At 60.7% G+C, this 14,028-nt stretch carries 10 protein-coding genes; 5 read left to right on the top strand and 5 right to left on the bottom strand.

Annotated features, from left to right (window positions below):
• Position 1: 1 nt before the first annotated feature.
• From clpB to L4X63_RS06730, 3 genes are all read right to left on the bottom strand, one after another.
• Positions 2-2,593, bottom strand: a complete 2,592-nt coding sequence (gene clpB / locus L4X63_RS06740; RefSeq protein WP_250677812.1) for an ATP-dependent chaperone ClpB — start codon at positions 2,591-2,593, stop codon at positions 2-4.
• A gap of 68 nt (positions 2,594-2,661) precedes the next feature.
• Complete coding sequence (locus L4X63_RS06735; protein ID WP_250677811.1) at positions 2,662-3,036, bottom strand: helix-turn-helix domain-containing protein; 375 nt, start codon at positions 3,034-3,036, stop codon at positions 2,662-2,664.
• Complete coding sequence (locus L4X63_RS06730; protein ID WP_250677810.1) at positions 3,033-3,290, bottom strand: type II toxin-antitoxin system RelE family toxin; 258 nt, start codon at positions 3,288-3,290, stop codon at positions 3,033-3,035. Before L4X63_RS06730 ends, L4X63_RS06735 begins: the two co-directional genes overlap by 4 nt.
• Positions 3,291-3,703: 413 nt before the next feature.
• On the opposite strand from L4X63_RS06730, the gene L4X63_RS06725 reads away from it, so the two are divergent.
• From L4X63_RS06725 to L4X63_RS06715, 3 genes are all read left to right on the top strand, one after another.
• Positions 3,704-6,166 carry a methyl-accepting chemotaxis protein gene (locus tag L4X63_RS06725; RefSeq protein WP_250677809.1) on the top strand — a complete coding sequence of 821 codons (2,463 nt, stop codon included), beginning with the start codon at positions 3,704-3,706 and terminating at the stop codon, positions 6,164-6,166.
• 244 nt (positions 6,167-6,410) lie between these two features.
• Positions 6,411-7,166 carry an endonuclease/exonuclease/phosphatase family protein gene (locus tag L4X63_RS06720; RefSeq protein ID WP_250677808.1) on the top strand — a complete coding sequence of 252 codons (756 nt, stop codon included), beginning with the start codon at positions 6,411-6,413 and terminating at the stop codon, positions 7,164-7,166.
• Between the two features lie 136 nt (positions 7,167-7,302).
• Entirely contained in the window at positions 7,303-7,644 is a 342-nt protein-coding gene (locus L4X63_RS06715) for a hypothetical protein (protein WP_250677807.1), read from the top strand.
• A 136-nt stretch (positions 7,645-7,780) separates the two neighbouring features.
• Here L4X63_RS06715 and L4X63_RS06710 read toward each other — a convergent pair whose 3' ends face one another.
• Positions 7,781-9,598: a KUP/HAK/KT family potassium transporter gene (locus L4X63_RS06710; RefSeq protein WP_250677806.1), complete on the bottom strand. Its 1,818-nt coding sequence runs from the start codon at positions 9,596-9,598 to the stop codon at positions 7,781-7,783.
• Positions 9,599-9,824: 226 nt separating this feature from the next.
• Between L4X63_RS06710 and ileS the strand changes: the two genes are divergently transcribed.
• Both ileS and lspA read left to right on the top strand, forming a co-directional pair.
• Positions 9,825-12,596 carry an isoleucine--tRNA ligase gene (gene ileS, locus L4X63_RS06705; RefSeq protein WP_250677805.1) on the top strand — a complete coding sequence of 924 codons (2,772 nt, stop codon included), beginning with the start codon at positions 9,825-9,827 and terminating at the stop codon, positions 12,594-12,596.
• 158 nt (positions 12,597-12,754) lie between these two features.
• Complete coding sequence (gene lspA / locus L4X63_RS06700) at positions 12,755-13,246, top strand: signal peptidase II (protein ID WP_250677804.1); 492 nt, start codon at positions 12,755-12,757, stop codon at positions 13,244-13,246.
• A 261-nt stretch (positions 13,247-13,507) separates the two neighbouring features.
• Here lspA and L4X63_RS06695 read toward each other — a convergent pair whose 3' ends face one another.
• Positions 13,508-13,903 (bottom strand): YbgC/FadM family acyl-CoA thioesterase, encoded by a 396-nt coding sequence (locus L4X63_RS06695; RefSeq protein ID WP_250677803.1) that lies wholly within the window; start codon positions 13,901-13,903, stop codon positions 13,508-13,510.
• Positions 13,904-14,028: the final 125 nt, after the last annotated feature.

The raw sequence follows: 14,028 nt of genomic DNA, 5'->3' as shown, positions 1-14,028 counted from the left end.
TCTACTTCTTAGCGATCTCCAGCTGATCGGAGCCTGCGGCGCTGTCGACGAGAACGGTGTCCCCGGGGACGAATTTCCCTTCCAGCAGCAAGAGGGCAAGCGGGTCCTGGATCTTTCTCTGCAGCGCCCGCTTGAGCGGCCGGGCTCCGTAGGCCGGGTCGAAACCTTCCCGGGCCAGCACGTCCTGGGCCCGCCCGGTGACCTCCAGGCCGATTCCGCGCTCGGCGAGCCGCGCCACCAGCGACTTGAGCTGAATGAGCACGATCTCCTTGATCCTTTCGAGCGGCAGGGCGTGGTAGATCACGATCTCGTCGATGCGGTTCAGGAACTCGGGCTTGAAGCTCGCCCTCAGGGTCTCCATCACCTCGGCCTGCATCTTCTGGTAATCGGTGGCGCCGTACTGCTGGATGAAGTGGGAGCCGAGGTTGCTGGTCATGATGATGACCGCATTCTTGAAGTCGACCGTGCGCCCCTGGCCGTCGGTGAGCCTGCCGTCGTCGAGGATCTGCAGGAAGACGTTGAAGACCTCCGGGTGCGCCTTCTCGATCTCGTCGAAGAGGACGATGCAGTAAGGGCGCCGGCGGACCGCCTCGGTGAGCTGCCCCCCCTCCTCGTAGCCGACGTAGCCGGGGGGCGCCCCGATGAGCCGGGCGACGGTGTGCCGCTCCTGGTACTCGCTCATGTCGATGCGGACGATGGCCTGATCGTCGTCGAAGAGGAAGGAGGCCAGGGCCCGCGCGGTTTCGGTCTTGCCGACCCCGGTGGGGCCTAGGAAGAGGAACGAGCCGATGGGGCGGTTGGGATCGGAGAGCCCGCTCCTGGCCCGCCGGATGGCGTTGGAGACCAGGGTGAGGGCGTCGTCCTGCCCCACCACCCGGCTTCTTAACCGCTCCTCCATGCTGAGGAGCTTCTCGGATTCGCTTTCCAGCATCCGGTTGACCGGGATGCCGGTCCACTTGGCGACCACCTCGGCGATCATCTCGGCGTCGACTTCCTCGGGGAGCATCTTTCCTTCCTTCTGGATCGCCTCGAGGGTCTGCCGCTTCTCCTCCATCTCCTTTTCCAGCGCCGGGATCTCGCCGTAGCGGATCTCCGCGGTGCGGCTTAAGTTCCCCTCGCGCTCGAAGCGCTTGGCCTCCTCCTTCTTCGCCTCCAGCCGCTCCTTCACCGTGCGGATATTGGCGATGATCGAGCGCTCGCGCTGCCAGTGCTCCTTGAGCTCGGCCGACTGGGCCTTCAGGGTGGTGAGCTCGTCGCCAAGCTTCCTGAGCCTCGCCTCCCCCTGCGGGTCGTGCTGTTCCCTGAGGAGCGCCTGCTTCTCGATCTCCAGCTGGATGATGCGCCGCTCGACCTCGTCGATCTCGGTCGGCATGGAGTCGATCTCGATCCTCAGGCGGGAGGCGGCCTCGTCGATCAGGTCGATGGCCTTGTCCGGCAAGAAACGGTCGGTGATGTAGCGGTCGGAAAGGGTGGCCGCCGCGATGATGGCGCTGTCCTTGATCCGGGTCCCGTGGTAGACCTCGTAGCGCTCCTTGAGGCCGCGCAGGATGGAGATGGTCTCCTCGACGCTCGGCTCGCCCGCGTACACCTGCTGGAAGCGCCGCTCCAGCGCCGCATCCTTCTCGATGTACTTGCGGTACTCGTTCAAGGTGGTGGCGCCGATGCAGTGGAGCTCGCCGCGGGCCAGCGCTGGTTTGAGCATGTTGGAGGCGTCCAAGGCCCCCTCGGCGGCACCGGCGCCCACCAGGGTGTGCATCTCGTCGATGAAGAGGATAACCTTCCCTTCCGAACGGGCGACCTCCTTGATGACGGCCTTGAGGCGGTCTTCGAATTCGCCGCGGTACTTGGCACCGGCGATGAGCGCCCCCATGTCGAGAGCGAGCACCATCTTGTCTTTCAGGGTTTCCGGGATGTCACCCGAAACGATCCGCTGCGCGAGCCCTTCGACGATGGCGGTTTTGCCGACCCCCGGCTCGCCGATCAGCACCGGATTGTTCTTGGTCCGGCGGGAGAGCACCTGGAGGACGCGCCGGATCTCGTCGTCGCGCCCGATGACCGGGTCGAGCTTGTTCTGGCGGGCGAGCTGGGTAAGGTCACGGCAGTACTTGGCAAGCGCCTGGTATTTCTGTTCCGGATCCTGATCCGTCACCGCCTCGCCGCCGCGGAGCTCCTTGAGGGCCGCCAGCACATTCTCGCGGGTGACGCCGCTCTGGTAGAGGAGCCTTCCGGAATTGGTGTCGCGGGCACCGGCCAGGGCCAAAAGGAGATGCTCGGTGGAGACGAAGGCATCCTTCATCTGGTCCGCTTCCTTCTGAGCCTGATCGACGATGCGGTTGAGCGCCGAGGAAAGGCTCAACTGGCCGCCGGTCACCTTGGGAAGCCGGTTGAGGGCGCTCTCGATGCCGGAACGAAGCTGCGGCAGCGAAGTTCCGATCTTCTTGAGCAGGTCGGGAACGAAGCCCCCCTCCTGGTCGACGAGGGCGAGCATCAAGTGTTCGGGCTCGATGGTCGCCGCCGACATGGCGGATGCCTTCTCCTGGGCCGATGCCAGCGCCTCCTGCGTCTTGACGGTCATTCTCTCCGGTCTGATCATGGGTGTTCCTCCTACCGGAAAAGATAGGGACCCCCCGGTGGGGTGTCAAGGCGGTGGGACCCTTTTTTCTAGTCCGTCAACGCGTCGAGAGGAACCCCAAGCGAACGGGAAATGGCCGAAAGCTTTTCGATGGTCCCCTGGCGTTTCCCATTTTCGATCTGGGACACGTACGGCTTGCTGATTCCCGTGCGATCGGCAAGTTCCTGCTGGGTCATCCCGCGGTATTCCCGCCACAGCTTAATCGGGGATTCGCCTGCTAGCTCCCGCCGCATTATTTCATCGGGAACAACGAAGGCCTTGCCGGCAGCATACTCTTGCGAAAAAGCCGCGATAGCCTTGGCATCGGCCTCGTCGTCGAGCAATTCAAGATAGTGCTGGTAATCCTCGAAAGGAATCACCGCGTATTCGGGACGGCCATCTTTTTCAATTATTTGCGCCTTCATCTGTACACCTCACCTCTTGCTGCGATGCGAATGACCGTGATCACAAGGACGTAATTTGCGACTGTGTAAGCCACCCGCCATTCCCCCACCCTTAACCGGAAGCCCGGATGGCTGGTCAGCTTCTTCACGTTGTTATTCGACGCAAACGGGTCAGCCGCCAAGATGGCTATTTTATCCAGGATCAGCTGTGCCGTGTTCCGCGGCATCGCTTTTAGTGCCTTCCTCGCTTCCTTCGAGTATTGGATGGAGTACATGCCACAATGTTAGCAGATAGTAAACATGAGTGCAAACTTTTGGGACGACGGGGTCATCGAGTCAGATCCGGAGAGGTTCCGTTGCTGCTGGGCGCAGGGCATCGGCCAACAACCGCCGCTTCCGCAACCGGCCCGGAGCCGCGGTCACCTTCCGCGAGGTTTCCACAATCTCAGCAAGAAGAATCTGCTGATTCCTCCCTTTCGCGCGACTGGATGAAACTTGTCCAGATGGGAAACTGGCAGTAATCACAATACAATGAGCAACGCCCTCATCTGTCATTAACGATTTTGTTTACAAGATGATACTTATCTGCCGCCACCTCTTTAACAATTGGGCCTTTTGTATTTCATAAAAATGTACTATAAAACCATTTTAAACACTCGCGGTGTCTGTCACCGCTTCAGGAGCCGGCATGTTCGCATCTTGGTCCATCAAGAAAAGAGTCAACACCACCATCCTTTTGCTCTGTCTTGCCAGCATTGCTGCCATCGCGCTCCTTGCCTACCAGAACCAGATGCACCAGTTACGGGAAAGCCTGCAGGACCTCGCCAAGAACGAGGGGCGCTTGTTCCAGTCGATTCTGGTGGCGGACTCGGAAGGGCTGGCCCGCGCCCATACCGGCCTGGACCGGCTCGACTCCCTCCTCGCCCCGTTCGCAGCGGGCAACCGCGACCAGATATTGGCCAACGCCACGCCGATCTTCGAGGACATCAAGAAACACAACAACATCACCCACATGTACTTCATCCAGCCCGACGGCAAGGTGCTGCTCCGGGTCCACAAGCCCGAACAGGCGGGGGACGTCCTGAAGCGGACCACCTTCCTGCAGGCCCAGGCCAGCGGCCAGGTCTCGAGCGGACTCGAGATGGGAAAGAACTTCTTCTCGCTTCGCTGCGTGCGCCCGGTCTTCTACCAGGGGAAAGCCATCGGGTACATGGAGGTCGCCGAGGAGATCGACCACGTTTTCCAGCAGATGAAGTCTATTACCGGCAACGACGAAAGCCTCTTTTTGTCCGGCCAGTTCCTCAAGAGCCAGAACGCCGAGGTCAAGGGTGAAAAGGTGGGCGATTTCAGCATCCTGTACCCCACCAAGAAGGAGGTCACCCTTCGGCTGGCCGCCAAACTGGTCCCGGAGATGAACGAGGCGCTGAAAACTCCCGTGGTGAAGATCGTCTCGCTGGGGACTGCCAGGTACGTGGTCGGCATGGGCCCCACTCGCGACGCCACCGGCGCTACCGTCGGCATCCTTTTCTCGCAGAAGGAGGTGAGCAGCCTCTTCGCCGGTCTCTGGAAGGACGTGGCCGTCATCGTCGGCATCTTCATCCTCATCATGACCGGCTCACTGGCCCTGCTCTATCTCTCTCTCAGAAAGAGCCTGCTCCTGTTCGAGAAGCTGAAAGAGCACATCGTGACGGTAACCTCCACCTGGGACCTCACCCGCAGGCTCACGGTGGACACCAACGACGAGATGGGGGAGATGGCGGCGGAGTTCAACGCCATGACCGACAAACTGGCCGAGATGGTGCGCCAGGTCAACACCTCCAGCAAGGAATTGGCCCGCGTCACCGGCAACCTCAAGGACGTCTCCACCACCGTTCTCTTGGCCGCCGAGCAGCAGTCGATCTCGGTAGCCGAGGCCTCTTCGGCGATGACCCAGATCAACGGCTCCATCAAGGGGGTCGCACAAGGGGTGGAGAGTCTCGCCACCTCCGCTTCGGAGACCTCCTCCTCGGTACTGGAAATGGCCGCCAGCGTAGAAGAGGTCGCCTTGAGCACCGCGACGGTAGCCAATTCCCTCAACGAGGTCGGATCGGCAATCACCGAGATGGCGGCCTCCATCAGGCAGGTCGGGGAGCATGCCGACATCCTGATGGAATCCGCCACCGTCAACACCACCTCCATCGTCGAGATGGACTCTTCCATCAAGGAAGTCGAGAAGCACGCCATCGACACGGTGGCCATCTCCGAGGCCATGCGCCACGACGCCGAGATCGGCAAGCAGGCGGTGGAATCGACTATCGCAGGGATGCTGGCGATCAAGAAGTCGTCCCGCATCACCTCGGAAGCCATCGCCAACCTCTCCAAGCGCGCGGGCGACATCCGGGTCATCCTCTCCGTGATCGACGAGGTGGCGGCCCGCACCAACCTGCTGGCGCTCAATGCCGCCATCATCGCCGCGCAGGCAGGCGAGCACGGTAAGGGTTTCGCCGTCGTGGCCGGAGAAATCAAGCAACTCGCCGACAACACCACCAGTTCAACCAAGGAGATCTCCAAGGTCATCAACGCGGTTCTCGAGGAGACTGAACGGGCAGTGGCGGCCATCAACCACGCCGAGGCCAAAATCGCCGAAGGGGAGGCACTGGGAAGGAAATCCGGGGAAGCCCTGGAGAAGATCGTTAACAGCGCCGAGATCGCCACCTCTCAGGTCAACAGCATTGCCCGCGCCACCACGGAGCAGTCCAACGGGAGCAAGATGATCCGGGAGGCGACCGAGCAGGTCTCCGACATGGTGAAGCAGATTGCCGCCTCGACCCGCGAGCAGACCGGTGGGAGTAGCATGGTGCTCACCTCGGTGGAGAAAATCCGCAGCCTGACCGACCAGGTCAAGAGCTCCACCCGGGAGCAAAGCGATACCGGCGGCTTCATCGCCCGCTCGACCGAGAACATCACCGACATGATCCGGAGGATCAAAATGGCCTGCGACGAGCAGACCAAGGGGAGCGACCAGATCGTCCCCGCCGTCAGGAACATCGAGGCGGCCACCTCCAGCAACCTCGGCGCGGTCAAGGTGCTGGGAGAAACGATCGACGCTCTTTCGGCCCAGATAGACGTGCTGCAAAACGAGATCGACCGCTTCCACGTCGACCGGCAGTAATCCCCGCCCCACCCCCTTCTTTTTCCATCCCCCTATATCAGAGCATCAGTCCCACACACTCTCCCCCCCCTCTTGCAAAGGGGGGAACCTGGTTCCGGCGAAGGTCGAGGGGAGGGCCGGTGGAGGTCGATCAGGGGACCCGGTTCCGGCGGAGGCCGGTTGGAGGTCCGGCGAGCGGGGGGAGGGGTGGTGTATAATGGAGGGTGTCCAGCCATTCCACATGCGAAATCGAAGCGGGTGCACCATGAGCAAGACGAGCAGGGAGCGCTGCCTTTTCACCATCATGACCTACAACGTCCACCGGCTGATCGGCAACGACCGGCATACCTCGGCCGCCCGCATCGCCGAGGTGATCGAGACCTACCACCCGGACATCGTCGCCCTCCAGGAGTTGCCGGGGGCACGCTTTCGCCCTGAAGAGGCCGGGAGCGCCCAGGATCTCGCCCACGAGCTCTCCCTCTTGGAGCATTCCAAGACCTTGCGGTTCGTCGAGCGGGAACGGAACGGCAACGTGACCTTCAGCCGGTACCCGATGCGGCTCGTCCGGGCGGGGGGATTGCATCCGGCGACCAAGCGGCGCTCGATCGTGCCGCGCGGGGTCCTCTGGGTGGAGATCGATCTCGGCTGCACGCTGTTGCAAGTGGTCAACACCCACCTCGGCCTCACGCCGCCGGAGCGGGTCTCCCAGACCAAGGTGCTGACCGGCCACGAATGGCTGGGGCACCCCGACTGCCGCCCGCCGGTCATCCTCTGCGGCGACTTCAACCTGCTCCCCAGCTCTCCTCTCCACCGGCGGCTGAAGGACGTTCTCAACGACAAGCAGGAGAACCTCACCTTCGGGCACACCGAGTGGACCTTCCCCAGCCACTACCCGGTCGTCAGGTTCGATCACCTCTTCGCCTCCCCCAACCTGACGGTGGAAAGTGTGCAGATCCCGCAGACCACGCTGACCAAAGTCGCCTCCGACCATCTTCCCCTGGTCGCAAAACTACGGACCTAATGATATCGGCACCTTACACCCTCACCCGGCAGGTATCCCCTCTTGCTCTGCCTGAACAACCTGCTAAAGTTTGTTTCGTTCCTTCCGATAGGGATCAAATAAGAATTCCGCCCACGGCCGGGCAAGGGAGTGAATAATGAGCGAATATATGGATATGCCCAAGGACATGGAATTTCATGAGGTGATTTTTGAACGGGTGCTGCAAAGCACCGGGGCACTGCTTGAGGTCTGCGTGGTGAAGCACGGCGCCCAATACGAGGCGGCCCTCTTCTTCGACAAGAAGTACAAGCCCGGCCCCCCCATGCCGCGCCCGCTTGAGGCTCCCACCGGGCAGGCCACCCACTGGATGGGGGTACGCCCCAAGGTGGGGCTGAGCCAGGAAGAGGCGGAGAAAATCATGTACGAGGTGAACGGTATCAACGCCCTCTATCGCATAAGGATGAAAGACGACTGGGGGAGCCAGTTGGATACGGAGTGAAACAGGTTCCAGGTTCTGCGTTCCAGGTTCTTGGTTGGAATCGCTAGGGAATTGAAAATAGTACGACAAAAGAAGAGGCCGCTTCCGGGATGGAGGCGGCCTCTTCTTTTTGCATATTCGTTCCCTTCGCTACGCCCTACATCTCGACGCGGGTCAGGACGCCTTGCAGCTTGCTGGCGGGAAGCTTGTTGAACTGCACGAAGTTCGGGGTGAGCTTCTTGATCATGGAGAAGACCTTCCAGACCGGGTTGCCGGTCGCGATATCCTCGACGCCGTAGAAGATGACCTTCTCCATGATGCCGTGTTTCTTCAAAAGCCCCTCGATGTCGATCACTTCCATGTACCCCGCAAAGATCTCGAAAGATTCCAGCCCGGGGCCGCGGTCGGTGGTCAGCTTGGAGGAGACCCCGAACGGCTCGTCGGTCCTCATGATGGAGATGAAGACGTTGCGCTCGTAGATGATGTTGCTGCGGATGATGCAATGGACCACGTAGGGCGGGACAACGTTCCACTCGCGGGTGAAGAAGAGACCGGTGCCGGGGATGGTGCGCCCCTTCTTGTAGATCTGCTCGTAGGAGAGCATGAAGGTCTCGAGGTCGAGCGGCTTAAGGGCCCGGTAGAGTGCGCGTTGCCCCTTGGTCCAGACGAGGATGGTGGTGAAGGGAACCCCGGCCAGGATCAGCGACCAGTAACCGCCATGGGGAAGCTTGTTCAGGTTGGCGATCAGGAAGACGAAATCGATGATGGTCACCAGGATGGCGACGGGAACTTTCCACTTCTTCTGGGTGTGACCGAAGATGATGGTCATCATGATCCCGGTGATGGCCATGGTCCCGGTGACCGCCAGGCCGTAAGCCGCGGCCAGGTTCTCGGACTTCTGGAAGACCAGCATGATGAAGAGGACCAGCACCATGAGGAACCAGTTAACCGACCCGATGTAGATCTGCGACTTGAGATGGCTCGAGGTGTAGTCGACCTTCATGAGCGGCATGATCCTGGTGGTGATCCCCTGGTAGACGATGGAGAAGACGCCGCTGATCAAGGCCTGCGAGGCGATGACGGTGGCCATCACGGTCAGGATCAGGAAGGGGATGTAAAGGAACTGGGATTCCCCCTGCACCATGCCGAACAGGGTGTTCTTGGTGTCGGGGTGGTTGAGGAGGTATGCCCCCTGGCCGAGGTAGTTGATGACCAGCGCGACGAAGACGAAGTACCAGGCCCGGACGATCGGCCTTCTCCCGAGGTGTCCCATGTCGGCGTAGAGCGCCTCGCCGCCGGTCGCGCAGAGGATGACCTCGGAGAGGACGAAGAACCCGGAGAGCCCGTTCTGCATGAAGAACTTGATCGCGTACCACGGCGAGACCGCCCTCACGATGGAGGGATAGGCGGTGATGGAGATCAGCCCGGAGACGGTGAGCGACAGGAACCAGATGACCATCAGGGGCCCGAAGAGCCCGGCCACCTTGTCGGTTCCCTTGAACTGGAAGATGAAAAGGGTGACGGCGATGGCGGCGGCGATCCCGATCAGGGTCCCCTGGGTGAGGCTCGCACAGGCGGGAATCAGCACGAGACCTTCCACAGCGGAAAGGATACTGATGGCCGGGGTGATGACGCCGTCGCCCAATAGGAGCGAGACGCCGACGAAGGAAAGGAAACTCACCAGGCCGAGGTAGCGCCCCCCCTTGAGCAGGCGGACCAGGATCTCCTTCAGGACGATGGTCCCCCCCTCCCCTTTGCGGCCGAGGCTCATGGCGAGCCAGGCGTATTCGACGGTGACCAGCAGGATAAGGGTCCAGACGATGAGGGAAAGGATGCCGAGGATGTTGTCGAGGGTCGGTTTGGTGATGGCGAAGATGACGGTCAGCGTATATATGGGGCTGGTACCGATGTCGCCAAAGACGAGGCCCATGGATTTGACAATCCCGCCCCAGTACGATTGCGCGTGCTTCTGCATCTGTGGTTTTGTGTCCTTTGCTCTGGTATCGCAGCGGCGCTGCTTGAGCCGGGTCCCCTCCCCCGTCTGCCCCATTGAAAACGGGGATGGGATCGGCTGCGCTCTTATAGCACTTGGAGGTTTTCATTACAACAGAAATCCCCGTTTAGGCTTGACATACCTCGGTATTCCTTGTAGCTTAACTTGTTTCTCTGATGGCTTAATTAATAGCGGAGGCCGTTTTACCATGGACTACAAGGACACCCTCAACCTCCCCCAGACCGCGTTCCCGATGAAGGGGAATCTTCCCCAGCGCGAGCCCGAGATGCTCAAGCAGTGGGAACAGGCCAAACTGGACCAAAAAGTTGAAGAGGCCGGTAAAGGAAAACCGCGCTACATCCTGCACGACGGCCCCCCCTACGCCAACGGTCACATCCACATCGGCCATGCGCTGAACAAGATACTCAAGGACATCGTACTAAAGAGCAAGCGCATGAGCGGTTTCGACGCCCCCTACATTCCGGGGTGGGACTGCCACGGCCTGCCCATCGAGCTGCAGGTGGAGAAGAACCTCGGCTCGAAGAAGCACGAGATCTCCAAGCTGGAGATGCGCAAACTCTGCCGCGAGTACGCCCAGAAGTTCGTCTCCATCCAGCGTGCCGAATTCGAGCGCCTCGGCGTCATCGGTGACTGGGAGCATCCCTACCTCACCATGCACAACAGCTACGAGGGGGCCATCGCCCGCGAGCTTGCCCGCTTCGCCGAGAACGGCGGCCTGTACAAAGGGAAGAAGCCTGTCCACTGGTGCTCCTCCTGCGGCACCGCGCTGGCCGAGGCCGAGGTCGAGTACGCCGACCACAAGTCTCCCTCCGTCTTCGTGAAGTTCGCCGTCAAGGACGATCTCGGCTCCGTCGTTCCCGAGCTGGCCGGGAAGAAATCGTCCATCGTGATATGGACCACCACTCCCTGGACGCTCCCCGCGAACCTGGCGGTGGCGCTCCACCCCGAGCTCGACTACGTGGCGCTCGACGTTAACGGTGACCTGCTTATCGTGGCCGACGGCCTGAAAGAAAGCTTCTTGAAGGAGATCGGCGCCGAAGGCAAGGTCGTCGCAACCTTTAAGGCGACCGGTCTGGCCGGCAAGAAGGCCCAGCATCCGTTCTACAGCCGCGAGTCCCTCATCGTGCTCGGCGAGCACGTCACCCTCGAAGCCGGCACCGGCGCCGTCCACACCGCTCCCGGCCACGGTCAGGAAGACTACGAGGTGGGCTTGAGGGAAGGGCTCGACATCTACAACCCGGTCGATAACCGCGGCCGTTTCTTCGACAACATCGAGTTCTTCGGCGGCCAGTTCGTCTTCGACGCCAACAAGAACGTGATCGAGAAGCTGATCGAGGTCGGGGCGCTCCTGGCCTCCAAGGAGATCACCCACTCCTACCCGCACTGCTGGCGCTGCAAAAAGCCGATCATCTTCCGCGCTACCGAGCAGTGGTTTATCTCCATGGAGAGGAACGATCTCCGCCAGAAGTCGCTGGCCGAGATCAACAACGTCAACTGGATCCCGAAGTGGGGCCGCGAGCGGATCTACGGGATGATCGAGAACCGTCCCGACTGGTGCGTCTCCCGTCAGCGTTCCTGGGGCGTTCCCATCACCGCCTTCTACTGCAAGAGCTGCGGCGAGGTGATGGCCGACGCCAAGGTCATGTACCACGTGGCCGAGATCTTCGCCGAGCACTCTTCCGACGTCTGGTACGACTGGGATGCATCCAAGTTCCTCCCGGAAGGGACCGTCTGCCCCTCGTGCGGCAAGCACGAGTTCGACAAGGAAACCGACATCCTCGACGTCTGGTTCGACTCCGGCGTCTCCTTCGCCGCCGTCTGCGAACTGCGCGACAACCTGCACGCCCCGGCCGACATGTACCTGGAAGGAAGCGACCAGCACCGCGGCTGGTTCCACTCCTCGCTTTTGGCGAGCGTCGGCACCCGCGGCCACGCACCGTACAAGAACGTGCTTACCCACGGCTTCGTCGTAGACGGCTCCGGCCGCAAGATGAGCAAGTCGGTCGGCAACGTCGTGGCGCCCGAAGACGTCATCAAGAAGTTCGGTGGCGACGTGCTCCGCCTGTGGGTTGCCGCCCAGGATTACCGCGACGACCTGAGGATCTCCCAGGAGATCCTGACCAGGCTTTCCGAGGCCTACCGCCGCATCAGGAACACCTGCCGCTACATCCTCGGGAACATCCACGACTTCAACCCCGAGACCGACAGCGTACCGTACGCACAGATGCCCGAGATCGACCGCTGGGCCATGCACCAGCTCGAGCTTTTGAAAGAGAAGGTCGTCAACGCCTACAACGAATGCGAATTCCACATCCTCTACCACGCCGTGAACGGCTTCTGCACCGTGGAAATGAGCTCCTTCTACCTCGACATCCTGAAGGACCGCGTCTACACCTCCAAGACCGACTCGGTCGCCAGGAGAAGCGCGCAGACCGTCATGTACACCGTGCTGGACTCCCTGCTGCGCATGGTGGCCCCGGTTCTCTCCTTCACCGCTGAGGAAGTCTGGGCGGAGATGCCGGGCAGCCGCGAGGAGAGCGTTCACGTGGCGCTGTTCCCGGAGATGAACCCCGGCAACAAGGACGAGGCCCTGGCCCAGCGCTGGGAAAAGGTCATGAAGGTCCGCTCCGAGGTTTCCAAGGCGCTGGAGCTGGCCCGCGTGAAGAAGGTGATCGGCCACTCGCTGGACGCCGCGGTGGCGATCAAGGCGAGCGGCGAGACCGCCGTATTCCTGAAGAGCTTCGAGTCCGACCTGGCCGAGATCTTCATCGTCTCCAAGGCCTACCTCGCCGATACGCTGGAAGGTGAGATCTACCAGGCCGAAGGCGGCGAGATGGAGATCGCGGTGAGCGCGGCACCCGGCGAGAAGTGCGAGCGTTGCTGGTGCTACAGCGAGGAGACCGGCAAGGACGCCGGGCATCCGACCGTCTGCCCGAAGTGCTTGGCGGCGGTAAAGTAAAGCCTTAAACCCAAACCATAGAACGCGGATGACGCGGATTAGGCGGATTTACGCGGATCAAGCTAAAAGCATTTTATGTACTTAAGCTTTATCCGCGCAAATCCGTTACATCCGCGTCATCCGCGTTCCAATGCCTTTGACTCACTTATTGGGAACCTATGAAAGCTAGATACATCATCCTGCTGGTGGTGTCTGCCCTGGTACTGATCATCGACCAGGTGACCAAGCTGTACATCGATAAGAGCATGGCTCTGCACAGCTCAATCCCGGTGATACAGAACTTCTTCAGCATCACCTACCTTCGCAACAAGGGCGCCGCCTTCGGTATCCTTGCCAACTCCGCGTTCAGGCTCCCCTTCTTCATCCTGATCTCCGTGGTGGCAGTCATCGTCATCGTGGTGGCGCTCGGGAAGCTGAGGGAAGAACAGAAATTCGCGGCCATCTCCCTGTCGCTCATCTTCTCGGGAGCGCTTGGGAACCTGATCGACCGGGTGCGGCTGGGCGAGGTGATCGACTTCCTCGATGCCCACTGGTACCACCACCACTGGCCCGCCTTCAACGTCGCCGACTCCGCCATCTGCGTGGGGGTATTCCTGCTGGCGTTGGACATGCTGCTGGAGGAGAAGAGGAACAAGGCGAAAAGCGAATAGAACGCGGATACTGCAAAACCGAAAACCGTTGAACACGGATCAAATCTGATTGAACGGATTTACACGGATAAAGCTTTAGAGTTACACCTTAAAAAGAAAAGGCGGGTCCCCCCCTCGGGAGATCCGCCTTTCTTTTTTTGATCCGGCTTTTTGTTTCAGGTTTAGTAAATAAAAATTGCCTTTAAGGTTTAATCCGCGTAGATCCGCTCAATCCGCTCAATCCGCTCAATCCGCGTCATCCGCGTTCTAATGCCTTTGATTTTATTCCGCCTTGATCGAGGTGAGGAATTCCCTAAGCTCTGCCGGTATCCTCTTCGCCTTCATCCCCTCCCCCACACACGCGAGCGTCACCCGCGCATCGACCAGCAGCTTCCCCTCGTCCTTCTTGTAGATCCGCTGCCCCGCCACAAAGGAGCTGTTCCTGACGTTGACGATCCTGGTCTCCACCTCGAGCAGATCGTCCAGCCGCGCCGGCGCCTTGTAATGGATGTCGATATGTACCACCGGGAAGATGATCCCGTCGTCATGCATCTGGCGCACCGAAAAACCATGTCCCCTCAGGAACTCGCCCCTCGCCCGCTCAAGGTAGTTGATATAGTTGGAGTGGTAAACCACCCCGCCGGCATCGGTGTCCTCGTAGTAAATCCGTACGTCCATCAAACCTCCAGATTCCCGGTAATGCCCCCGCGGGAAAGCCATCCATTAAGGGAAAAGGCTTGCGCCGCGTCCCCCCCTTGTCAAAGGGGGGACAGGGGGGATTTTAGCCAAAGTTGGTCCCGCCA

Origin of the sequence: Geomonas sp. Red32, from assembly GCF_023652955.1 — a bacterium.
Taxonomy (GTDB): Bacteria; Desulfobacterota; Desulfuromonadia; order Geobacterales; family Geobacteraceae; genus Geomonas.
This window is presented reverse-complemented; position numbering and strand designations above follow the sequence as displayed.